General features: G+C 70.7%; 18 protein-coding genes. 13 read left to right on the top strand and 5 right to left on the bottom strand.

The window, feature by feature from the left end:
* Nucleotides 1-1089, bottom strand: a complete 1089-nt coding sequence (locus tag AB4091_RS04460) for a 6-phosphofructokinase (RefSeq protein ID WP_442290518.1) — start codon at nt 1087-1089, stop codon at nt 1-3.
* 147 nt (nt 1090-1236) lie between these two features.
* Here AB4091_RS04460 and hisC point away from each other — a divergent pair, with 147 nt between their 5' ends.
* From hisC to AB4091_RS04415, 9 genes are all read left to right on the top strand, one after another.
* Nucleotides 1237-2325 (top strand): histidinol-phosphate transaminase, encoded by a 1089-nt coding sequence (gene hisC / locus AB4091_RS04455; RefSeq protein ID WP_442290517.1) that lies wholly within the window; start codon nt 1237-1239, stop codon nt 2323-2325.
* Between the two features lie 51 nt (nt 2326-2376).
* Nucleotides 2377-3072 (top strand): hypothetical protein, encoded by a 696-nt coding sequence (locus AB4091_RS04450; protein ID WP_442290516.1) that lies wholly within the window; start codon nt 2377-2379, stop codon nt 3070-3072.
* A complete protein-coding gene (locus tag AB4091_RS04445; RefSeq protein WP_442290515.1) occupies nt 3069-3890 on the top strand; it encodes a hypothetical protein in 822 nt (273 codons plus the stop codon). Before AB4091_RS04450 ends, AB4091_RS04445 begins: the two co-directional genes overlap by 4 nt.
* Nucleotides 3891-4035: 145 nt before the next feature.
* Complete coding sequence (locus tag AB4091_RS04440; RefSeq protein WP_442290514.1) at nt 4036-4449, top strand: glyoxalase superfamily protein; 414 nt, start codon at nt 4036-4038, stop codon at nt 4447-4449.
* 11 nt (nt 4450-4460) lie between these two features.
* Nucleotides 4461-4976 (top strand): hypothetical protein, encoded by a 516-nt coding sequence (locus AB4091_RS04435; RefSeq protein ID WP_442290513.1) that lies wholly within the window; start codon nt 4461-4463, stop codon nt 4974-4976.
* Between the two features lie 156 nt (nt 4977-5132).
* A complete protein-coding gene (locus AB4091_RS04430; protein ID WP_442290512.1) occupies nt 5133-6530 on the top strand; it encodes an AAA family ATPase in 1398 nt (465 codons plus the stop codon).
* A 274-nt stretch (nt 6531-6804) separates the two neighbouring features.
* Entirely contained in the window at nt 6805-7959 is a 1155-nt protein-coding gene (gene pdhA / locus AB4091_RS04425) for a pyruvate dehydrogenase (acetyl-transferring) E1 component subunit alpha (RefSeq protein WP_442290511.1), read from the top strand.
* Complete coding sequence (locus tag AB4091_RS04420; protein WP_442290510.1) at nt 7959-8945, top strand: alpha-ketoacid dehydrogenase subunit beta; 987 nt, start codon at nt 7959-7961, stop codon at nt 8943-8945. The genes pdhA and AB4091_RS04420 overlap by 1 nt, the downstream gene beginning before the upstream one ends.
* A 15-nt stretch (nt 8946-8960) precedes the next feature.
* On the top strand, nt 8961-10436 hold the full coding sequence (locus tag AB4091_RS04415) for a dihydrolipoamide acetyltransferase family protein (RefSeq protein WP_442290509.1): 1476 nt from the start codon (nt 8961-8963) through the stop codon (nt 10434-10436).
* 106 nt (nt 10437-10542) lie between these two features.
* On the opposite strand, the gene AB4091_RS04410 is transcribed toward AB4091_RS04415, so the two are convergent.
* Entirely contained in the window at nt 10543-11388 is an 846-nt protein-coding gene (locus tag AB4091_RS04410; protein ID WP_442290508.1) for an oxidoreductase, read from the bottom strand.
* Nucleotides 11389-11544: 156 nt separating this feature from the next.
* Nucleotides 11545-13677: an MDR family MFS transporter gene (locus tag AB4091_RS04405; protein ID WP_442290507.1), complete on the bottom strand. Its 2133-nt coding sequence runs from the start codon at nt 13675-13677 to the stop codon at nt 11545-11547.
* A 65-nt stretch (nt 13678-13742) separates the two neighbouring features.
* On the opposite strand from AB4091_RS04405, the gene AB4091_RS04400 reads away from it, so the two are divergent.
* The gene (locus AB4091_RS04400; RefSeq protein WP_442290506.1) at nt 13743-14351 is read left to right on the top strand and encodes a TetR/AcrR family transcriptional regulator; all 609 of its coding nucleotides are present in this window, start codon (nt 13743-13745) and stop codon (nt 14349-14351) included.
* 76 nt (nt 14352-14427) lie between these two features.
* Here AB4091_RS04400 and AB4091_RS04395 read toward each other — a convergent pair whose 3' ends face one another.
* Complete coding sequence (locus AB4091_RS04395) at nt 14428-14784, bottom strand: helix-turn-helix transcriptional regulator (RefSeq protein WP_442290505.1); 357 nt, start codon at nt 14782-14784, stop codon at nt 14428-14430.
* 303 nt (nt 14785-15087) lie between these two features.
* Between AB4091_RS04395 and AB4091_RS04390 the strand changes: the two genes are divergently transcribed.
* A complete protein-coding gene (locus AB4091_RS04390; RefSeq protein ID WP_442290504.1) occupies nt 15088-19806 on the top strand; it encodes a multicopper oxidase domain-containing protein in 4719 nt (1572 codons plus the stop codon).
* Nucleotides 19807-19894: 88 nt separating this feature from the next.
* Here AB4091_RS04390 and AB4091_RS04385 read toward each other — a convergent pair whose 3' ends face one another.
* Entirely contained in the window at nt 19895-20254 is a 360-nt protein-coding gene (locus tag AB4091_RS04385) for a TraR/DksA family transcriptional regulator (protein WP_442290503.1), read from the bottom strand.
* A gap of 71 nt (nt 20255-20325) precedes the next feature.
* On the opposite strand from AB4091_RS04385, the gene AB4091_RS04380 reads away from it, so the two are divergent.
* Both AB4091_RS04380 and AB4091_RS04375 read left to right on the top strand, forming a co-directional pair.
* Entirely contained in the window at nt 20326-21789 is a 1464-nt protein-coding gene (locus AB4091_RS04380; RefSeq protein WP_442290502.1) for a hypothetical protein, read from the top strand.
* 102 nt (nt 21790-21891) lie between these two features.
* Nucleotides 21892-23151 (top strand): Nramp family divalent metal transporter, encoded by a 1260-nt coding sequence (locus AB4091_RS04375; RefSeq protein ID WP_442290501.1) that lies wholly within the window; start codon nt 21892-21894, stop codon nt 23149-23151.
* Nucleotides 23152-23345: the final 194 nt, after the last annotated feature.

The following is a 23345-nucleotide window of genomic DNA, read 5'->3' as shown; positions in this document are numbered from 1 at the left end:
TCAGTGTTCCACGGGGGCAGGCGAATCGGCGGGCAGGCCCGGGTGCTCGTCGCCGGGGATCCGTGGCTGGAACATGGCGTTGAGCCGGAGCAGGTCGGGCTCGACCATCTTGAGCGAGCCGATCGCCTCGGCCACGGGGACGCGCTCGATGTGCCCGTTCTGCAGGGCCACCATCTGCCCCCACGCGCCGTCGAGGGCGGCCTCGACGGCGGACACGCCGAAGCGGGTGCCGAGCACGCGGTCGAACGCGACGGGCGAGCCACCGCGCTGGATGTGGCCGAGCGCCGTCATGCGGCTCTCGATGCCGGTGCGGCCCTGGATCTCACGCGCCAGGATCGAGCCGATGCCGCCGAGGATCTGGTGGCCGTACTTGTCGACCTCCGGCGCCGGGATCTCGATGGTGCCCTCCTTGGGCAGCGCTCCCTCGGCCACGACCACGATGGTCGCGAAGCGGCCCTTCTTGTGGCGGTGGACGATCCGCTCGCACACCTCGTCGATGTCGAACGGCTCCTCGGGCACGAGCGTGATCGCGGCGCCGCCGGCCAGGCCGGACCAGATCGCGATGTGCCCCACGTGGCGGCCCATCACCTCGACGACGAGCACACGGTGGTGGCTCTCGGCGGTGGTGTGGAGCCGGTCGATGGCATCGGTGCAGATCTGCACGGCGGTCTGGAAGCCGAAGGTCATCTCGGTCAGGGAGATGTCGTTGTCGATCGTCTTGGGCACGCCGATGACGGGGAAACCGTTCTCGTGCAGCCGGTTGACGACGCCCATCGAGCCCTCGCCGCCGATGCCGATGATGGCGTCGAGGCCGTGCCGGTCGTACGCCTTGCGCACGCGCTTGAGGCCGTCCTCGTGGGCGAACGGCTGGTCGCGTGACGTGCCGAGGATCGTGCCGCCGAGCGGCAGGATGCCGCGGCAGCGGTCGACGTCGAGGATCTCGTAGTCGTTGTCCATGACGCCGCGCCACGCGTTGCGGAAGCCGATGACGGTGCTGTCGTAGGTGACCTCGGCGGCGCGGGTCGCGCCACGGATGACGGCGTTGAGGCCGGGACAGTCCCCGCCCCCGGTGAGGATGCCGATGCGCATTGAGTGGACTTTCGGAGAGTGGGCAGCGAACAGGGTGTCGTGGCGGCGCTGACGCGACGATGTGAGCCTAGCCACACCGGGGCCGTGACGTCAGTCCTGCGTCCATGGGCCGGTCGCCGCCGTGGACAGTGCCTCTACAGTTCGGGTATGAGCGACACGGCCGAGACCCCCGTCCGTCTGCGCCAGGTGCTGGCGCAGATGCCCGACTACAAGCCGGGCAAGCCGGCGGCGGCACCCGCGGGCGTGACGGCCTACAAGCTGTCCTCCAACGAGAACCCCTACGGTCCGCTGCCGTCGGTGCTCTCCGCCATCGACGACGCCGCGGCGTCGGTCAACCGCTACCCCGACATGGCGGTCACGGCCCTGACGCAGCGCCTCGCCAGGGCGCTCGACGTGCCGGCCGAGTGCATCGCGACCGGCACCGGCTCGGTCGCCGTGCTGGCCCAGATCGTCAACGCGGCCTGCGACGCGGGCGACGAGGTCGTCTTCGCGTGGCGTTCCTTCGAGGCGTACCCCATCGTCACCCAGCTCGCCGGCGCCACACCCGTCATGGTCGGCCTCGACGAGCAGGCGCGGCACCGCCTCGACGCGATGTTCGCGGCGATCACCGACCGCACCCGGGTCGTCCTCGTCTGCACCCCCAACAACCCGACCGGGCCGTGCGTCCACCAGGCCGAGCTCGAGGCGTTCCTCGACAAGGTTCCGAACGACGTCATCGTCGTGGTCGACGAGGCGTACGTCGAGTTCGTCCGCGACCCCGACGCCGTACGCGGTCTCGACGTCTGGCGCCACCGCCCCAACGTCGTCGTGCTGCGCACCTTCTCCAAGGCGTACGGCCTCGCCGGACTCCGGATCGGGTATGCCGTCGCGCACCCTCAGGTGGCCGCAGCCCTGCGCAAGACGGCGACGCCCTTCGGCGTGAACTCCATCGCGCAGGCAGCCGCGATCGCCTCGCTCGACGCGTTCGACGAGCTCAACGAGCGCGTCGAGACGCTCGTCGCCGAGCGCGACCGGGTGGTCCGTGCCCTCGCCGACCAGGGGTGGAAGCTGCCGCAGTCCGACGCGAACTTCGTGTGGTTCCCGCTCGGCGCCGACTCGACCTCGTTCTCGCAGGCGTGCGAGGAGGCCGGCCTCATGGTGCGCCAGTACGGCGACGACGGTGTGCGGGTCACGATCGGTGAGCCGGAGGCGAACTCCCGGCTCGTCGAGGTTGCGGGGCGTTTCGGCGCGCGCTGATCGAGGCGACAATGGGGTGAGCCGCGACGGGCGCGGCACCGAGAGGAAGCGATGGCGCTCCTGGGAGAACGGGTCCCGGCCGGTGTGGCCGCTCTCGTCGGCGTGGCGCTCGCAGCCCCCTCCGTCGTCGCTCCAACCTGGCGGCTGACCACTCTCGACGGCGAACGCGGTCTCGTGCTCTTCGACCAGCAGGACTGGGGCTGGGGTCGGTCGCAGGTGCTCGGCCCCGGCGGAGCGGTCGTTCAGGACCTCCAGAACCCGTTCGGGCTGGTGCTGCTCGTCGGCCTGTTGGCGCTCACGGCAGCGGGGGCGGTCTCCTGGGCGCTGACGACGGCGTCCTGGGCCGCGGCGGCGCCCGTGGTGTCGGCCGCGCTGTTGGGCCGGCTCGCCACGACTGTCTCCGAGCGGCACGGTCGCGCGGTCCGCGACGACGTGCACGGGCTCGCTGCCACGGGCAGCTCGACCGTCGCGGGTGCGCTGGAGTCGCTGGCTGCCGTCGCCCTCGTCGTGGCGGTCGTGCTCATGCTCCTCTCTCTCGCCCGATGGCGTATGCCGTCCGCCTGGGTCGCGCGGCTGCGCCGGCTCCGTGACGGGCGGGGTGACGCGCAGGGTGACGGGGACGGTGACGGGGATGGTTCGGTCGGGACGGTCGGGGGAGCGCGGCCCACGATCACCAGCCGGCCGGCCGGCGAGCACCTCTCGGGCCCAGCCGTGGGGCTCGGCGACCTCGATGGGGAGCGACGATGACGTGGCCGACCCTCGTGCAGGGTCGCCTCCTCGGGACGCTGCTCCTCATCGGCGGTGTCGTCTGCGCCGCGCCGGCGACACTCTGGCCGACCGACACACTGACCCTCACCCCGACACCTGACGAGGTGGCGCAGGGCGCCCAGGCGCAGCGCATCGCCTTCTGGTCGTGGGGACGGGTCGCCGACGCGAGTCCCGGGGCGACCGACCCCACCATCGACTTCGGCAACCCCTGGGGTCTGCTCCTGCTCGGCGTGGCCTTGCTCGCAGGGGTCGTCGCCGCCGCGAGCCACGCACTCCGCCGTGGCTCCGCGGGTCTGCTGCTGGGCGTCGCCGGCGCGTCGTGGCTCGCGGCGAGCGTGACCGCAGGCATCGGCCAGACGGCGGGGCGGATGCAGGGCTACTTCTTCGGTCTGACGGAAGGGCTCACGGCCGACAGGACTGTCGCCGGGGTGCTCCAGCTCGTCGGCACGGCCCTGCTGCTCGCTGCCCTCGGCTGGATGATGCGACGGGCGGTGGCCTCCCTGGCGACGGCCGCCTGGTCACGCGGCTCGGCCCTCGCCGAGGCGTCGCGACGTCGCTCACCGACGGCCGGTCCCGGCACCGGTGCCGAGACGGCCACGCCGAGGGTCGGCATCGCGACGATCCGCGACGTCGAGCCGGGAGCGCACCCCGGTTGGGGCGGCCGCGCGGTCGGCTCCATCCCAGGCACCGGCAGTCGGACTGACGCACGGTCCACCGTCGGCTTCTCGGAGGACGAGAACCGAGACCGCTCGTGCGAGTCGCCCACCGACCCGAAGCGGTTCCGGCCATCGCGATGACCGGCGTCCGCGTCCCTGGTGCGACACCGGACGACCCGTTCGGCCGGACGCTGATGGGTTTCAGCGACGACCTCGACGTCGAGCGGCGCTGACCGGGTTCGCGGTCGGGCCCCGGGGTGTGGGTGCTGCGCCGTACCGTCGGGTCATGGACATGAAGCTCGAGCTGGTGGCCGTGCCCGTGACCGACGTCGACCGGGCCAAGGAGTTCTACGTCGAGAGGGTCGGCTTCCACGCCGACCACGACTACACCGTGAGTGACGAGATCCGTTTCGTGCAGCTGACGCCGCCCGGGTCGGCCTGCTCCATCGCGATCGGCAAGGGCCTGACCGAGATCGTCCCCGGCGGCCTGGACAACCTGCAGATGGTCGTCGTCGACGCAGACATCGCGCGCGCCGACCTCGTCGGTCGTGGTGTCGAGGCCTCCGACGTCGACCAGCAGCCGTGGGGGCGCTTCGTCTACTTCTCCGACCCCGACGGCAACAAGTGGTCGCTCCAGGAGCTCCCCGCCTGGTCGGCGGGGGCCGGCGGCGACGGCGTCGACCCGCAGGCCGGCGCCTGACCGTGGTGGGGGTGCTCCGTCGGGCGGCCCCGCTGCTGCTCCTCGCCGGGGCGGTCCTGCTGGCCGCCGTCCTGGTGTGGCCGACCCAGCACCTCGTGTCACGCACTGCCGGCGGCAGTGAGCCGGTCATCGACATCTGGTTCGGCGGCCGGGCGCGAGGGGTCAGCGAGTCCGTCTCGGCGAACGGGGACAGCTCGCCCGGGCTCGTCGCCCTCGTCGCTGCGGGCATGGTGCTGATGCTCGCCGCCGGCGTGGTGTGGGCCGCAGCGGTCGCACGTCGGCGCAGCGGGGTCCGATGGGTTGCCGTGGCGGCGGCAGCACTGGCCGCGGTGACGACCATCGTGCTGTCCACCGCTTTCGCGTTCAGCGGGTCCACGTCGTTCGGCTGGACCTCGACCGTCGAGCTGGGTGTTCTCGAGTTCGAGCGCACCCCGGTCGCGCTGTTCCTGCCGGCCGCAGCGGTGCTCGCCGTGCTGGCGGTCGTCGCGATGCTCGTCGTCCTCTCCCGGCGTCGCGCCTCGACCTGAGCCGGTCTGCCCCGCCACACGTCCCCGGCCGAGTGCTCCGGGGCCCGGATCTTGCTCCGCTCAGGGGAGCAGGATCCCACCCGGCAGGCCGGAAGCCCGAGCGGATGCGGGCCGGATGTCGACCCGGCTGTCGGCCCGGCGGCATACCTTCGGTGCATGCTCACAGCTGTCGCCGTCTCGGGCTACCGGTCGCTGCGCGACGTCGTCGTGCCGCTGCACGGGCTCGACGTCGTCACCGGTGCCAACGGCAGCGGCAAGTCCAGCCTCTACCGTTCCCTGCGTCTGCTCGCGGGATGCGGTCGCGGCGACGTCATCGGCACGCTCGCGCGCGAAGGCGGCCTCCAGTCGGCGCTCTGGGCCGGCCCGGCCACGCTCGGCGGTGCACGCGACCTGGGGCACGCGGTCCAGGGCACGCGGCGCAAGGGGCCGATCAGCCTCCAGCTCGGTTTCGCCTCCGACGACTTCGGCTACCTCGTCGACCTCGGCCTGCCGCAGCAGGCCTCGGGCGCTGATGCCGGGTCCGCGTCCGCGTTCCTGCGCGACCCCGAGATCAAGCGCGAGGTCGTGTGGTCCGGCCCCGTCATGCGGCCCGGGTCGGTCCTCGTGCGCCGGCGATGGGGTGTCGTCGAGACCCGTGCCGCGGCCGGCAGTGACGACGCGTGGGGCTCCGACTGGGTCGGGGACGGCGACGACGAGTCCGAGTGGGAGTCCGACCCGGTCGAGGCGCCGGGCTCGCGCGCCGGGTCGCGCGCGGCCTACCGCGATCCCGCACCGGCAGAGGGGGCGGTCGCGCGGTCGGCCGGCACCAGCCGGCGGGGACGCCCGGGCTGGACCGAGCTGACCCGGTCGCTGCGACCGTGGGAGAGCATGCTCACCGAGCTGGCAGACCCCGAGCGGGCCCCGGAGCTGCTGCGCGTCCGTCGCATGATGAGGGGCTGGCGCTTCTACGACGGCTTCCGCGCCGACTCGGGCGCCCCCGCACGCACGCCCCAGGTCGGCACGCGCACGCCCGTGCTCGCCGACGACGGTCGTGACCTGGCCGCGGCCCTCCAGACCATCCGCGAGCAAGGTGGCCGCGACCTCGACCGGGCCGTCGCCGACGCCTTCGACGGAGCGATCCTCGACGTCACGGTCGAGGGCGGCCGCTTCGACGTGGCCCTGCACCAGCCCGGCATGCTGCGACCCCTGGCCGGGGCCGAGCTGTCCGACGGCACGCTGCGCTACCTGTTGCTCGTCGCGGCCCTGCTCACGCCCGACCCGCCACCGCTCATGGTCCTCAACGAGCCCGAGACCTCGTTGCACCCCGAGCTGCTCGCGCCGCTCGCCCGGCTCATCCGTTCGGCGGCCGAGCGCAGCCAGGTCATGGTCGTCTCGCACTCCCGGGCGCTCATCGCCGAGCTGGCGGTGGTCGACCCCGACGACGAGGACGACCTCCCCGTCGGGCTCGGGTCGCCCGCCCGCGGCATCACCCTGACCAAGGACCTCGGCGAGACCTTCGTGCAGGGTCAGGGCCTGCTCACGACCCCGGCGTGGTCGTGGGGCTCCCGCCGCTGACGTCACCCACGTGTGCACCCTCCCCGACGGCATACGTCCAGGGTTGTGCCAGTGCCACCGCGGGTGGGGGCGTGGGCCGGAGGCCGTCCACGGCGGTCACCGAACCGTCCCGCATTGTGAGATTCGCAGGGCTCTCCGGTAAGTTCCGGGTCGAGGACCAAGCACGTGTCCGTCGTCACGAACGGCGGTCCTGCGCCCCCCAGAAGCCGACAGCGGGTGACCCCCGTTTGCGGGCCGAACGAGTAGGCCGGTCTCACCGGCGAAGGAGCCCCACGTGAGCGACAAGGTTGTCGCGGAGCTGCAGGAGCCGACCCCCGCGGTCGGCGACGGCGGCCCGGACATGATCCAGTTGCTGACCCCCGAAGGTCAGCGCGTGTCCCATCCCGACTACGACAAGTACGTCGCGGACCTGACGCCCGAGGACCTGCGGAGCTTCTACCGCGACCTCGTCCTGATCCGTCGCCTCGACGCGGAGGGCTACGCCCTGCAGCGCCAGGGCGAGCTCGGCCTGTGGCCGAGCCTGCTCGGCCAGGAGGCCGCCCAGGTCGGCTCCGGTCGCGCGCTCAAGCCGCACGACTTCGTCTTCCCGACCTACCGCGAGCACGGCGTCGGCTTCGTGCGCGGCATGGACCCGCAGAGCTCGCTGCAGCTCTTCCGCGGCGTCAGCCAGGGCGGCTGGGACCCGCAGGAGAACAACTTCCACCTCTACACGATCGTCATCGGGGCCCAGGCGCTGCACGCCACCGGCTACGCGATGGGCGTGCGCATGGACGGCAACGTCGGCACCGGCGACCCCGACCGCGACACCGCCGTCATCTGCTACTTCGGCGACGGCGCCTCCTCGCAGGGTGACGTCAACGAGGCGTTCGTCTACGCGGCGAGCTTCGACGCCCCGGTCGTCTTCTTCTGCCAGAACAACCAGTGGGCGATCTCCGAGCCCGTCGAGAAGCAGACCCGCATCCCGCTGTTCCAGCGCGCCCGCGGCTTCGGCTTCCCCGGCGTGCGCGTCGACGGCAACGACATCCTCGCCACGTATGCCGTGACGCAGCACTGTCTCGACGAGGCGCGCAACGGCAACGGCCCGCTGCTCATCGAGGCCTACACCTACCGCATGGGTGCCCACACGACGGCCGATGACCCGACGAAGTACCGCGTCTCGGCCGAGGTCGAGGAGTGGAAGTTCCGCGACCCGATCCTGCGCCTCAAGACGCTCCTCGCCCACGAGGGAATGGCCGACGAGGCCTTCTTCACGCGGGTCGACGAGGAGGCCGACCAGTTCGCAGCCGAGCTGCGCGAGGGCTGCGTCACGATGGAGACGATGCCCGGCGCGACGATGTGGGACCACGTCTACGCCGAGGACCACCCCGTCATGGAGGCGGAGCGTGCCGCCTACCTCGCCTACAAGGCGAGCTTCGAGGAGGCGAACTGATGGCACTCGAGAAGGTCACCCTCGGCAAGAGCATCACCAACGGCCTGCGCAAGGCCATGGAGGCCGACCCCAAGGTCGTGCTCATCGGTGAGGACATCGGCAAGCTCGGCGGCGTCTTCCGCATCACCGAGGGCCTCCAGAAGGACTTCGGCGAGGAGCGCGTCATCGACTCGCCACTCGCCGAGTCCGGCATCGTCGGCACCGCGGTCGGCATGGCCCTGCGCGGCTACCGACCCGTCTGCGAGATCCAGTTCGACGGCTTCGTCTACCCCGCCTTCGACCAGATCGTCAGCCAGGTCGCCAAGATGCACGCGCGTGCCCTCGGCGCCGTCAAGATCCCGATGGTCATCCGCATCCCGTTCGGCGGCGGCATCGGGAGCCCGGAGCACCACTCCGAGAGCCCCGAGGCCTACTTCGCCCACACCGCGGGCCTGCGCGTCGTCGCGTGCAGCAACCCCGAGGACGCCCACTGGATGATCCAGCAGGCCGTGGCCTGTGACGACCCGGTGGTCTTCTTCGAGCCGAAGCGCCGCTACCACGACCGCGCCGAGTACGACACGGCTGCGCCGTCGTCGCCGCGAGGCCTGTTCGAGGCCAACGTCCTGCGCGAGGGCACCGACGTGACGCTCGTCGGCTACGGCCCCGTCGTCAAGACGATGCTCGAGTCGGCCGCCGCCGCGGAGGCGGAGGGCACGAGCATCGAGGTCATCGACCTGCGCTCGCTCTCACCGCTGCCCATCGAGACGATCGTCGCGTCGGTCCGCAAGACCGGCCGGCTCGTCGTCGTGCACGAGGCGAGCAGCTTCCTCGGCATGGCGTCGGAGATCTCGGCGCAGGTCACCGAGCAGTGCTTCTACGAGCTCGAGGCGCCGGTCATCCGCGTCAACGGCGCGAACATCCCCTACCCGCCGAGCCGGATGGAGGAAGAGTTCCTCCCCGACCTCGACCGCATCCTCGACGGCGTCGACCGCGCGCTCGCGTACTGAGAAGGGCTGCCACACATGGCAATCAAGACGTTCAACCTGCCCGACCCCGGCGAAGGCCTCGTCGAGGCCGAGATCGTCGAGTGGAAGGTCTCGCCCGGCGACTCCGTCAAGGTCAACGACATGGTGCTCGAGATCGAGACGGCCAAGTCGCTCGTCGAGCTGCCGATCCCGTGGGCCGGCACCGTCAAGGAGCTGCTCGTCGAGGTCGGCCAGACGATCGACGTCGGCACCCCGATCATCTCGATCGACGACGGCAAGGGCGGCGACGAGGCGCCCGCGGCGCCGGCGGCGGGTGCTGCGTCGGCCGAGGCTGCGGGAGCGTCCGAGGCGATCCTCGTCGGCTACGGCGCCAAGGCCGGCGCCACCGCTCGCCGCCCGCGCAAGGGCGCTGCAGCCGCAGCCCCGGTCGCGTCCGCGCCGAGCGAGAACGCTCCGACCGAGACCGAGCAGATCGCCGCAGCGGCTCCGGTCGCCGAGCCGGTCGCCCCCGCGCCGCGCACCGAGTCCCCGGCGCCGCCCGTCGCAGAGGCTGTCTCGCGCGAGGGCCGGCCCAAGGCGAAGCCGCCGGTGCGCAAGCTCGCGAAGGACCTCGGTGTCGACCTCTGGTCCGTGCAGGGGTCCGGCACCGACGGCATCATCACCCGCGACGACGTCCAGGCGTTCGTTTCCGGCACGGGTTCGGCTGCGGCACAGGCAGACTCGATCCCCGCCGCCGCGGCAGTCAACGGTGCAGCGGCATCCGGCGCGGCGGCATACGCCCCCTTCGGCTCGGGCCCGCGCGAGGAGCGCATCCCGATCAAGGGCGTGCGCAAGATGACCGCCCAGGCGATGGTCGGGTCGGCGTTCACGGCGCCGCACGTCACCGAGTGGATCACCATCGACGTCACCAAGACGATGGAGCTGGTCGACCGCCTCAAGGGCAGCCGCGAGTTCAAGGACGTCAAGGTCACGCCGCTGCTCGTGCTCGCCAAGGCCCTGGTCCTGGCGATCAGGCGCAACCCGGGCATGAACGCGACGTGGGACGACGCCGCGCAGGAGATCGTCCAGAAGAACTACGTCAACCTCGGCATCGCCGCGGCGACCCCGCGGGGCCTGATCGTCCCGAACATCAAGGACGCCCACGGCATGTCGATGCTCGAGCTGGCGCAGGCCATCGGTCAGCTCACGGCGACGGCCCGCGAGGGTCGCACCCAGCCGGCCGAGATGTCGGGCGGCACGGTGACGATCACCAACGTCGGCGTGTTCGGCGTCGACAGCGGCACGCCGATCATCAACCCCGGCGAGTCGGCGATCGTCTGCTTCGGCGCGATCCGCAAGCAGCCGTGGGTCGTCACCGACGCCGACGGCACCGACGAGATCGCGATCCGTCACGTCACGCAGCTCGCGGTCAGCTTCGACCACCGGCTCATCGACGGCGAGCTCGGCTCGAGGTTCCTCAGCGACCTCGCAGCGATCCTGGCCGACCCGGCCCAGGCCCTCGTCTGGGGCTGACCCGCACCAACCGAACGCSGCGTTCGGTCTCGAACTCAGTGTTCTAACACGCAGTTCGAGACCGAACGCGGCGTTCGCGCGTTGTGGGGGGAGGGGAGCAGGTGAGTCAGCCTCCGGCGACGCGGCGCATGACGACGTCCATGAGACGGTCGGGCAGCAGGCGCCGCGCGGTGAGGATGGTGCGCGCGCCGCGTCCGGCCGGGTAGCGGGCGGACGGGTTGGCGGCCTCGAGGGCGACCAGCACCTTCTCCGCAACGGCGTCGGGGCTCGAGATGCGCGCCGGGTCGTAGGTGCGGGCGTACATCGCCGCCATCCGGGTCGCGGCCTTCTCGTACACCGTGCCGCGCGAGTGGGCGAGCATGCTGTCGCGGGCGATGCCGTCCCACTCGGAGACGATCGGGCCCGGCTCGACGAGCACGACGTCGATGCCGAACGGTGCCAGCTCGAGCCGCAGGCTGTCGCTCCAACCCTCGACCGCGAACTTCGTCGCGTGGTACCACGCCCCGAACGGCTCGTAGATCTTGCCGCCGATGCTCGACATGTTGACGACGGTCCCCGACTGCTGGCGCCGCATCTGCGGGATGACGAGCTGGGTGAGCCGGGCGAGGCCGAAGACGTTCACCTCGAACTGCTGTCGCGCCTCGTCGATGGGCACGGTCTCGACGGGGCCGTAGGAGCCGTAGCCCGCGTTGTTGACCAGGGCGTCGATGCGGCCCTGCTCGTCGAGGACGCGTCGCACGCCGGCGACCATCGCGTCGTCGTCGGTGACGTCCATCGCGAACGTCGTGACCCCGCGGGCGGCGAGCGCCGCCATGCGCTCGACCCTGCGGGCGACGGCATACACGGTCCAGCCCGCCTCGACGAGGTGGACGGCGACGGACTCGCCGATGCCGGCCGACGCGCCCGTCACGAGCGCGACCTTCTTCGTCCCGTCACTCACTCCGTCAGTCATCCCGACACCGTATGCGGCCCTCCCGCCCACCCGTCGAAAGGCCAACCTTTGCGGGTGCCCTCATGTCGAAAGGCCAGTTCTCGCGACGAGAACTGGCCTTTCGACTCGCGCGAGGCCGCAAACTTTGGCCTCTCGACGGTGAAGGGGGTGTGGGGGTCAGCGGGCGGCTGCTGCCTCCTGCTCGGCGACGCGCGCGTTCTGCCGGTCGACGAGGTAGGCGGCGCCGAGGTCGTCACCGACGGACGAGAGCAGCCGGATGTCGACGGCCTCGTGCCGCTCGGCGACGGTCGGCTCGACGGTGGTCATCACCGTGGCTGCGTCGCGCTCGGCCACGGCCGTCGCCAGCTCCCGCTTGAGCGCCTCGTCGAGGATGCCGCCCGGCTGCTTGGCCCTGGCCGCGACCTCGACGGCGAAGCGCTCGGTGTCGGCCGCCAACGCAGCGTCCTCGGTGGTCAGCATCCTGGCCGTGCGGTGCAGCAGGGCTGCGCCGGCGTCGAGGTCGCCGTCGCCGAGCCGGGTCACGGCACGCATGAGCAACGGCCGGTCGCCCCGCAGCGCGGAGTCGGCGAGCAGGCCCAGGCGCAGTCCGAGCAGGCGCTCGTGCGTGCGCGTGTTGCCGGCCTCGCGACCGAGGGGGACCTTGAGCTCGTCGACGGGCGCCGTCTGCGACAGGGTGTCGAGGATCTCGATGCCGGCCTCGTCGGGCGTGTGCACGGTGTCACGCAGTGGCACCTCCTTGATGAACAGGGCGGCGAGCAGCGCGAGGGCGAAGGGCACCAGACCCCAGACGAAGACCGTGTGGAGCGAGTCGGCGAGACCCTGCTGGACGCCGGTCGCGACCTGCGGAGGCAGCTTCGCGAGGGCCGAGGGGTCGAGCACCGATCCGGCGCTGACCTGCTGACCCGATGCCTGCATCTGCTTGACGACCGAGGTCGGCAGGTGCGAGGCGATGTTGCCGGCGAGGCCGCTGGTCATGATCGTGCCGAACACCGCGGTGCCGACGGTCGAGCCGACGTTGCGGAAGAACTGCGTCGATGCCGTGGCGACGCCGAGGTCCTTGCGCTGCGCGGAGTTCTGGATGATCAGGGTGAAGACCTGCAGCGCCATGCCGAGGCCGACGCCGAAGACGATCATCGAGAGGGTCAGCTCGGTCTGGCTCGAGCCGTAGTGCAGCTGGGTGAGCAGCCAGAAGCCGACGCCCATGATGAGGATGCCCGCGATGGTCTGCAGCTTGTAGCGGCCGGTCCTGGTGATGACGAGACCGGAGACGATCGAGAGGCCGATCATCGCGACCGACATCGGCATGAGGATCAGGCCGGAGTTGGTCGCCGAGGCGCCCAGGACGCCCTGCGCGTAGACGGGCAGGTAGATCATCGCGCCGAACATCATGACCGAGACCATGAAGGCCGCGATGTTGGAGAGGGTGAAGAGCGGGCTCTTGAAGAGGCGCAGCGGCAGCACCGGCTCGACGGCCTTGCGCTCGATCGCGATGAAGGCGCCGAGCGCGACGACGCCCGCGGCGTACATGCCGATGATGGCGGGGGAGCCCCAGGCCAACGTCGTGCCACCGAGCGACGTGGGCACGAGCAGGAGGATCAGTGTCAGCGACAGGACGCCGATGCCGGCCCTGTCGACGACGGACTCGCGCGGCGTGTGCTCGAGGTGCAGGAAGCGGCTGATGCCGAAGAAGGCGAACACGCCGACCGGCAGCGTGATGAAGAAGAGGTAGCGCCAGCCCCAGTTGTCGGTGACGAAGCCGCCGACGAGCGGCCCGAGGATCGAGGCGAGGCCGAAGACACCGCCCATCAGGCCCTGGTACTTGCCACGCTGGCGCGGCGGGATGATGTCGCCGATGATCGTCTGCGAGAGCGGCATCAGGGTGCCCATCCCGGCGCCCTGGATGGCGCGGGCGGCGATGAGCCACCAGAAGTTCTGCGCGAAGCCGGACAGGACCGAGCCGGCCATGAAGACGACGAGGCCGCCGAGGTAGAAGCCACGACGACCGTAGAGGTCGCTCATCTTGCCGACGATCGGCACGGTGATCGCGCTGACGAGCATCGCGGCGGTGGCGAGCCACGAGTAGTGGTCGATGCCGCCGAGCTCGGCGACGATGCGCGGCATCGCGGGGCCGACGATCGTCTGGCTGATCGACGCGACGAGCATGCCGAGCATGAGCGCGATGAAGATGTTGCGGGTCGAGCGGTCGAGTCCGGCGGGCGTGGTGTCGCCGGTCGTAGCGGTCGCGGAGTTCGTGGCTACCCCCTGGGTCGTCTGTGGCATGACGACCACGGTACGCCGATTGTGCAGTGACTGCAAAATTGCAGTCCATGCACTGATCGTGACACCATGAGGGTATGAGCACGACCACGCTGACCGACGACGGCTGCGGCCTGCGCGAGCGCAAGAAGCGCGAGACCCGCCGCGCGATCAACCTCGCCGCCCTCGACCTCGTCGAGGAGAAGGGCTTCGCCTCGGTCACGACCGACGAGATCGCCGCCCGAGCCGGCGTCAGCGCCCGCACCTTCTTCAACTACTTCCCCTCGAAGGAGGCTGCCGTCATCGGCACCACTCCCGAGGAGCTCGAGGCGTATGCCGCCTCGCTCGAGCACGCGACCGAGGGCGAGTCGCCGGTCGCCTCCCTCCGGCGGATCATCGCCGAGATGCTCGCGCCCAGCACGATCGACAAGCAGCTGCGCGCCCGGCGCCGGCGCATCCTGCTCGGCGAGTCCGCCCTGGCGCCGGCTCTCGTCGGCAACAACATCCGCATCGAGAACGCCCTGACCGAGGCCCTGGAGCGCCGACTCGGCGTCGCGCCGGGGGCCTCCTTGGAGCCGCGCCTGACCGTGGCCGTCGCGCTCGCGGCGGTGCGCGCGTGCATCGAGCACCAGCAGCAGGGCGGGTCAGGTCGGCTCGAGCGCAACATCGACCAGGCCTTCGACAGCGTCGCCGCCGGTATGCGCTGATCGCGCGCCGGCCGCAGGGCGCCGTCGCGCGCCCGCTCGCGGGCGCCGTCGCACGCCGGCCGCCGGGCGCGGTCGGTCAGAGCGCGTCTCGCTCGAGGTCGTCGTCCTCGCCGGACGTTCGACCCCACTGCTCGCTGAGTTGCCGCAGGCGGGGTCGCCGGCGCGTCATGTCGAGGAACTCGCCGACCCTCAGGCCCGCCTCCAGCGGGTGCCGGAACCGGACGTCTCGACGCACCGCGTAACGGTTGCGGCGCCCCTCCTTGTGACGCGTGATCACGTGGGCGCCCTCGAGGTCGGCGATGATCTGCTGGACGGCGCGCTCGGTGATCCCGATGCTCGCTGCCATGTCCTTCAGCCGCATGTCCGGATCGTCAGCCAGGCAGACGAGCACGTGTCCGTGGTTGGAGAGGAAGGTCCATCCTTTCCTTCTCATATCTCGAGGCTAGAGCGCCTTCGGGCGCGATCGGGCCAAAGGTGAAGAGTGCTTCGTCACATGCCGGCACACGTATGCCGTCTTTGCCTTCTCTCGTCCGGGACGAGTGTCGTGTTTGTCCGTTTGTGCAGGTCAGAGGCATTGAGCGCATGTCGGAATTGCGTTTCGTCAATTGCTTGTCGCGCAAAAGATGTCTGCATTTCGATTCCCAGGTTTTGGCAATCTTGGGGCTTTCTCGCGTGCTTAGTTTCTTGGATAGGGCACTCAATTTGGGGGGTGCTCCGTCGAGAGCAGGTGGGGGTAATGTCACGCAGCAGTTCCGCACGATGGTTCACCGCGGCGGTGGCCGGCGTCGCCACGGCGCTGGCCCTCGGCATGCAGGCCGGGATGGCGCCGCAGACGGCATCGGCCTCGCCGCCGACGTCGGTCACCGACTCCACGAAGGTGCCGCACTACTTCGGGCCCTGGCCGAACTGGGCCAACAGCCCGCTCACCCTGCCGACCGCCACGGTCAGCATCACCGACTCCGGTGGGGGAACCGGCGCCACCGCAGTCGCGCAGGTGGATCCGGCGACGGGTGGCATCGGGACGATCGACGTCACGGCCCCAGGTCACGACTACACCTCACCCGTGGTGACCGTCACGTCGCCGACGGGGACGGGCGCGGCAGCGAGCGCGGTCGTGCGCACCAGCGGCGCCGTCGTGTCGGCGACCGTCGGGGGCGCTGGGGGCGGTTACTCGACGCTGTCCGCCACCGTCACCGGTGACGGGACCGGCGCGTCGGTCGTCGCCTCGGGCAGCGTCGACGTCGTCACGCTGACGAACGGCGGCTCCGGCTACACGATGCCGACCGTCATGTTCGACCTGCCCGACGACCCCAACGGCACGCGTGCCACGGGCCACGTCGACCCGGCCGACCTCGTCGGCGGGGTGGTCCAGAAGGTCATCGTCGACGAGTCGGGGACCGGCTACTCCAAGGCACCGGGGGTCACCATCCTCAACGGCACCCTGTCCGACCCCATCGCGGGCGCCACCCCGGCCACCGCGACGGCGACCCTCAAGCTCGTCGGCCTGTCCGTCGGTGCCCCCGGGAGTGGCTACACGTCGGCGACCCTCAGCATCACCGATCCCACCGGCAACGGAAACGGCGCCACGGGCACGGTGACCACCGATGTCGGCTCCATCGAGTCGATCAGCGTGACCGCCCCCGGAGCCGGCTACCTGACGGCCGGCATGAAGAAGTTCCAGGACGCGCTGCCCATTGCCTGCAACCCGGGCACGAGCGGCGCCGGCTGCCCTGCGGTGCCGCAGCAGCTCGGCACGGACGTCGGGATGGGCGCTGCCAACAAATTCATCCCGCTCGCGGTGCCCGAGGCCAAGACCTACAGCGGCAAGGCCGCCGACGAGTACGTGATCGGTCTCGTGCAGTACCGCACGAAGTTCTCGCGTGACCTGCCGGCGACCCTCGTCCGCGGCTACGTCCAGCTCTCGACGACGGCTGTCCCCGGCCAGCACGTCACTCTCTTCAACGAGCTCCAGGACGGGACGACCCAGCCGATCACCGGCTACACGGGCGTCACCGCGCCGCAGTGGCTCGGCCCGATCATCTCGGCCACCAAGGACCGGCCGGTCCGGATCGTCTTCCGTAACCTGCTGCCGAAGGGCGCGGACGGTGACCTGTTCCTGCCGACCGACAGCACGATGATGGGCTCGGGCATGGGCCCGATGGCCATGGCAGCCCCGACCAACACGGGCTCCGTGACGGACCAGGTGCGCAACCCCGACTGCACGCAGGAGCCCAAGCCCTCCGGGTGCTTCAAGGACAACCGGGCCACGCTGCACCTGCACGGCGGCACCACGCCGTGGATCAGCGACGGCACGCCGCACCAGTGGATCACCCCTGCGGGCGAGAACACTCCCTGGCCCGAGGGTGTCAGTGTGCAGAACGTCCCGGACATGCTGTCCGACCCGGCAGTCCCGACGTCGCCGGCCGTGTGCGCCGCCAAGGACGACGGCTGCTCGACGTTCTACTACACCAACCAGCAGAGCGCGCGGCTGATGTTCTACCACGACCACTCGTGGGGCATCACGCGTCTCAACGTGTATGCCGGTGAGGCGGCGGGCTACACCATCACCGACAACACCGAGAAGGCTCTCGTCAACGCCGGACTCATCCCGGCGGCCGGCGAGACCCTGCCGCTCATCGTGCAGGACCGCACCTTCGTGCCCGGGCCGGAGCAGCTCAACGACAGTGTTGCCAAGGACGCCAAGGGCAACCCGGTCACCTACGGCCAGGACCCGACGTGGGACGCGAAACGGTGGGGCACGAAGGGCAGCTTCTGGTACCACCACGTCTACATGCCCGCCCAGAACCCGGGTGACCCCGGCGGCATGAGCGCCTACGGCCGCTGGATGTACGGACCGTGGTTCTGGCCGCCGGCCACGGGCACGACCTACGGGCCGATCGCCAACCCGTACTACGACCCGAGCTGCAACCTCGACGACCCGTCGACGTGGCAGTACCAGACCGACCCGTTCTGCGAGCCGGAGCAGATCCCCGGCACGCCCAACGTCTCGGCCGGCATGGAGCAGTTCAACGACACCCCGATCGTCAACGGTGTCGCCTACCCGACCGTCACCCTGCAGCCGAAGTCCTACCGCCTGCGGATGCTCAACGCCGCGAACGACAGGTTCTTCAACTTCCAGTGGTACACGGCCGACACGGACCCGGCGAACGGTGGCGCCCAGGGCACTGAGGTCAAGCTGAAGGCCTCGGAACTGGCTGCGGCACAGACGGACCCGACCGTCTCACCCACACCTGAGGGTGCGAACAACGACGCCTACGGGCCCGACTGGGTGCAGATCGCGAACGAGGGAGGATTCCTGCCCGCGCCTGCGGTCATCGACGGCCAGCAGCCCACGACGTGGATCACCGACCCGACCCGTTTCGACTTCGGCAACGTCGACAAGCACTCGCTGCTGCTGGCACCGGCCGAGCGGGCCGACGTCATCGTCGACTTCTCGAAGTTCGCGGGGAAGACGCTGATCCTCTACAACGACTCACCCGCGGCCTTCCCGGCGCGCGTGCCGTCGTACGACTACTACACTGGCGCGCCCGACCTGAGCCCTGCCGGCGCCCCGAAGATCCTGCCTGGCTACGGGCCGAACTCCCGAACCGTCATGCAGGTGAAGATCGCGGCGACGTCCCCGGCCCAACCGTTCAACATGACGGGCCTCGTCAACGCGTTCAAGCACCAGGCGAACGGCTCCGGTGTCTTCGAGTCCGGCCAGCACCCGGTCATCGTCGGCCAGGCGGCCTACAACTCGGCCTACGGGACGAGCTTCGCGGCGAGCAGCAACTGCAACGTCAAGACCGGCAACGTCACCAAGTGTGACGGTCTCGTGCGGGTCAACGACACCGGCACCTTCGGCTTCAACACCCTCGCGGCGCCCACCGCGAAGATGACGATGCCGTTGGAGCCCAAAGCGATCCACGACGAGATGAACTCGACGACGTTCGACGAGTACGGGCGCATGCAGGCCAACCTCGGCGTGGAGGCGCAGCCTCCGACACCGGGTGCGCAGAATGTGACGCTGTACCCGTACATCAACCCGGCCACCGAGCTCATCGACGGCACGAACCTGCCGCCGGCGGACGTGAAGGTCACGCCCATCACGAACGCCAAGGACGGGACGCAGATCTGGCGCTTCACGCACAACGGCGTGGACACGCACCCGATCCACTTCCACCTCTACGACGTGCAGGTGCTCAACCGGGTCACGTGGGACAACATCGTCATCCCACCTGACGCGAACGAGCTCGGCTGGAAGGACACCGTGCGGATGAGCCCGCTCGAGGACACCATCGTCGCGCTGCGGCCGGTGGTCCCACAGGTGCCCTTCGAGGTGCCGAACGCGGTGCGGCCGCTCAACCCGATGATGCCGTTGGGTGACCAGAGCGGGTTCAACAACATCGACCCGCAGGGCAACCCGACCGGCGCCATCGTCAACTCGCTCGTCAACATGGGTTGGGAGTACGTCATCCACTGCCACATCCTCAGCCACGAGGAGATGGACATGATGCGTCCGGAGTCGGTGGCACTGCCGCCGAGGAGGGTCGATGGCCTGACCTCCTCACTCGTCAACGTCCTTGGAAAGAACGGCAAGGTCGTCGGGCAGAACGTCAAGCTGACCTGGAACGACAACTCGATCAACGAGACGTCGTTCGTGGTCCAGCGCACGACGAACGGGACGACGTGGATCGACCTGACCACCGTTGCGTCACCGCTCGACCAGCCCAACGTCCATGGCGCGCGGACGTACCTGGATACGTCGTCCGACGGGACGACGCCCTACCTCTACCGCGTCGTCGCCCTGAACACCGTGGGGTACGGGAAGGGTTTCCCGAGCCTGACGGCGCAGTCGATCTCCGACACCCTCGGGGTCAATGGGCCGGCGGCACCCACAACGCTCACGGCGGCCGTGACCGCGGGGCCGCAGGTGAGCCTCTCGTGGCGTGACAACGCCACCAATGAGTCGGGCTTCCTCGTCGAGCGCTCGGTGAACGGCGGGGCATTCGCCCAGCTCGCCACCCCGCCGGCGCGCGCAACCACGGGCACCGCCACCTACGTCGACGGCAACGTCACGGTCGGCAACACGTATGCCTACCGTGTCAGCGCGGTCAACGTGGCTGGGCAGTCGGCGCCCACCAACACGGCCACCGTCGCCGTCCAGGCGCCTGCTCAGCCGGTGATCGCCACGGCAACAGCCGCGCGCGTCGGCAACAACGAGCGAGTCACGGTGACGTGGGGCGCCACCAGCGGAGCGGCCAGTTACCTGGTCCAGTGGAGCTCGTCGCCCACGTTTGCCACCACTGCCGGCCAGTCGGCCTCCCTGTCGGGCACGACGACGTCGTTCACCACGGCCAATCTGGCTCGACAGATCTGGTACGTCCGCGTCCGTGCAGTCAACCCGGTCGGCCAGACGGACTCGGCCATCAGGACTGTACCGGCGGCTCCGTGACGTTGATCCCCCTACGGGGGTGCCGGTACTGAAGGTGGGGGCTCGCGCCACGCGGGCCCCCACCGCTGTGTCCGGTTCGTCTGCCGGTTCAGTGGCCGCGCGCGTGGCCTGCGTGCTGGACGCACGTGCGGGCCGTCGGTCGCGCCTCGAGACGCTCGGCCGGGATCGCCGACCCGCAGACCTCGCACCGCCCGTACGTGCCCGCCTCGAGCCTCGCCAGTGCGGCGTCGACCTCGTCGAGGTGTTCGCGGGTCTGGTCGACGAGAGCCCCCAGCTGCGAGCGTTCGTACGCGATGGTCGAGCCCTCCGGGTCGTGCTCGTCGTCGGCGTTCGACCCTTCGACCGCGTCGACGACGAGGTCGTAGCCGCGTCGCAGCGCCTCGAGCCTCTCGACCGCCGTCCTCCGGTCGTCCTCCAACCGGTCGCGGGCCTCCCAGTGTTCGCCCATGTCGCCATTGTGGCCCGTGCCTGCGCGAGCGCGGAGCGCGCCGCCGAGCAGGCCTCCGACATGATGGGCGCATGAGCGACCCCAGCGGAGTGGTCTTTCCCCTCGACCCGACGTCGGGACGCCGTAGCACCACGGCGACCGGCCGAGCCGTCGTGGCCGACGCGCTGCGCCGTGTCGACGCCGTCGGGGCCGCGTCCGCCGAACGGGAGACGAACTGGCGCCAGGGCTACCTCCCGCACTTTCGCCGACTGGTGGAGGCGGGGCTGACCTCGCCCGAGGCGGCGCACGCAATCGCCCGGGACGGCCTGGCGACGCTTCACGACCGCATGCGGTGGGCAGGGGTCGACGGTGACCGACCGCTCGAGGAGGCCTTCGCCGACGATGGCAGCGTCCACACGCTCGGCTCCGAGACCATCCACGGGTCGGCCGCTCCCGACCGCACGCTCTCCGTCCCGTATGCCGGCGAGCGACTCGCGGGGGATGCCCTGCGTCGCCGTCTGGACGCGTGGGTGGAGGCCGGGACCGTCGAGCCCGGCTGTGCCGAGGCCGTCGGCCTCGTCATCGACAACCCCGACTGGCTGGACCTGTCGGACCGGACCGTCGTCGTGCTGGGCGCCGCCGCGGAGATGGGCCCGCTGCGCTCGCTGCTCCGCTGGGGCGCCGACGTCGCCGCAGTAGATCTGCCGCGAAAGGAGCTGTGGGACAGGCTGATCGGTGACACGCACCGACTTGCTGGTTCGATCACCGTGCCCGTGCGGCAAGGGCCCGAACCGGTCAGCCAGCGAGCTGGCGGGGACCTCGTCCACGACCTCGCCGCCGTCACCCGTTGGGTCGCCGGCCTCGAGGGTCGCCTCGTCATAGGCAACTACGTCTACGCCGACGGCGAGACCAACGTGCGCGTGTCGATGGCCGTCGACGCCCTCACCCGCCACGTCGTCGACGCGAAGGGGCGGGACGACGTGGGACTGGCCTTCCTCGCGACTCCGACCGACGTCTTCGCCGTGCCCGGCGGGGCCGTCGCCCACTCGGTCGACAGCTACGCACGGCGCCGCACCTCCAAGGTGCTGCGCGTGCCGCTGCGGACCGTCAGCGGGGGGCGGCTGCTCCGGCGGAACTACGTGCCCGGACAGGACCCCGGCATCAACGACAGCGTGGTCCTGCAGCAGGGACCCAACTACCTGCTGGCCAAGCGGCTCCAGCGGTGGCGGGCGACGGCATACCGCGGCGACGGAGGGCTGGTGTCGTTCAAGGTGGCACCGCCAACGCGCACCCGATCGGTCGTCAAGAACCGGGCGCTCGCGGCCGCGTACGCCGGCGCGCACCGTTTCGGCATCGAGGTCTTCGAGCCCGGCACCGCCAACACGCTCATGGCCGCGCTGCTCGTCCACGACCTGCGCACCGGGTCGCCGGCGCGCCCGACGCCCTGGCAGGACGAGGCGTATGCGGCCGTCCACGGAGGACTGTGGACGTCGGCCTACGACCCGCGCAGCGCTCTCGGCCTGGCCGCCCTTCTCGGGTTCGCGTCGGCCCGCTGACCCGCCGCTCGCTGCCCCACCCCGGGGACGGGCGCTGACGAATGTGTCTCAATCCGGTCCCGGGCTTGGCCTCGACGGGTGCGAGGCTCGATGCTGTCTCCCATGGAAGAGCAGGTCGCGCAGCGACCGCGGGTGAGCGACCGGTCGCCGAAACGGGGCCTCGGTGGCACCATCAGTGCGCCGCGCACCCTGGTCCCGGCGCTGCTGGCCGCCATCGCGTACGTCGACCCCGGCAACTTCGGCGTCAACATCACGTCCGGCGCCGAGCACGGCTACGCGCTCGTGTGGGTCGTCGTCTTCGCGAGCTGCTCGGCGATGGTCATCCAGTACGTCGCTGCCAAGCTCGGCATGGCCACCGGCAAGAGCCTTGCCGAGCACAGCTCCGAGCGCTTCCCGGGGGTCGGTCGCCTGCTGCTGTGGGCCCAGGCCGAGCTCGTCGTCATCATGACCGACCTCGCCGAGATCGTCGGGGGCGCCATCGCCCTTCGGCTCCTGTTCGGTATGCCGCTCATGGCCGGGGCCGTCTGCGTCACCCTGTTCAGCTTGGTCGTGCTGGCGCTCAAGGTGCGCGGTCGCAGCCACTTCGAGTCCGTCGTGCTGGTGCTCCTCAGTGTCATCATCGGCTCGCTCGTGTGGCAGGTCCTCATCGGCGACGTCGATCGGGTGGCGCTGCTGCGCTCGGTGGTGCCGAGCCCGCTCGACTCGTCCGCGGCGCTGCTCGCGGTCGGCATCGTCGGTGCGACGGTCATGCCCCACGCCCTGCACTTCCACTCCGCAGCCACCCGTGGCCACGACGACGGCAGCCCCGAGGCGAGCCACGCCGAGCGCCTGCGAGCGGGCCGCCGCACCGTGCGCAGCGTCGTCGTCGCCATGACCGTTGCTGGCGTGGCCAACGTCAGCCTCGTCGTCTTCTCCGCCGCCCTGCCCTCGAAGGCCGGGGCGAGCATCGAGACCGCGTATGCCGCGCTCGGCGCCAACGCGGGTCAGATCGCCGCGACGATGCTGGCGGTCGCGCTCCTCGCCTCGGGCCTCGCCTCGACCCTCGTCGGCGTGCAGACCGGCGACGTCGTCATGCAGGGCTTCGGCCGCCGGCCCATCGCGCCGCTCCTGCGTCGCATGGTCGCCGTCGTCCCCGCCCTCGTCATCCTGGGCATCGGGGTCGAGCCGACCAACGCCCTGGTCTGGAGCCAGGTCGTGCTGTCGTTCGCCCTGCCGGGCACGCTCGTCCCCCTGCTGCTCTTCACCCGTGACCGCCACGTCATGGGGGCGCTCGTCAACCACCGGCTCACCACGGCTGCGGCCGCGCTGATCACACTGGTGATCGTCGGGCTCTGCGGCTACCTCGTGCTCTCCGGCCTCTGACAGCCCGCGCCCCCTGTGCGCCGCCCGCCGGCTGGCGGGCCGGCGCGGCAGTCTTCCTCGCGGACCCCGCGTCACTGTTGCGTGGGGTGCAGCAGTGACGTACGCGATCGGTGTAGTCACCTGGCGGGCGGCGCTTCCGGGCGGCTACGTCACTGTTGCACGGGGCGCAGCAGTGACGTACGCGATCGGTGTAG

The sequence above is a fragment of the Terrabacter sp. 2RAF25 genome (assembly GCF_052115265.1).
GTDB lineage: Bacteria > Actinomycetota > Actinomycetes > Actinomycetales > Dermatophilaceae > Terrabacter.
This window is presented reverse-complemented; position numbering and strand designations above follow the sequence as displayed.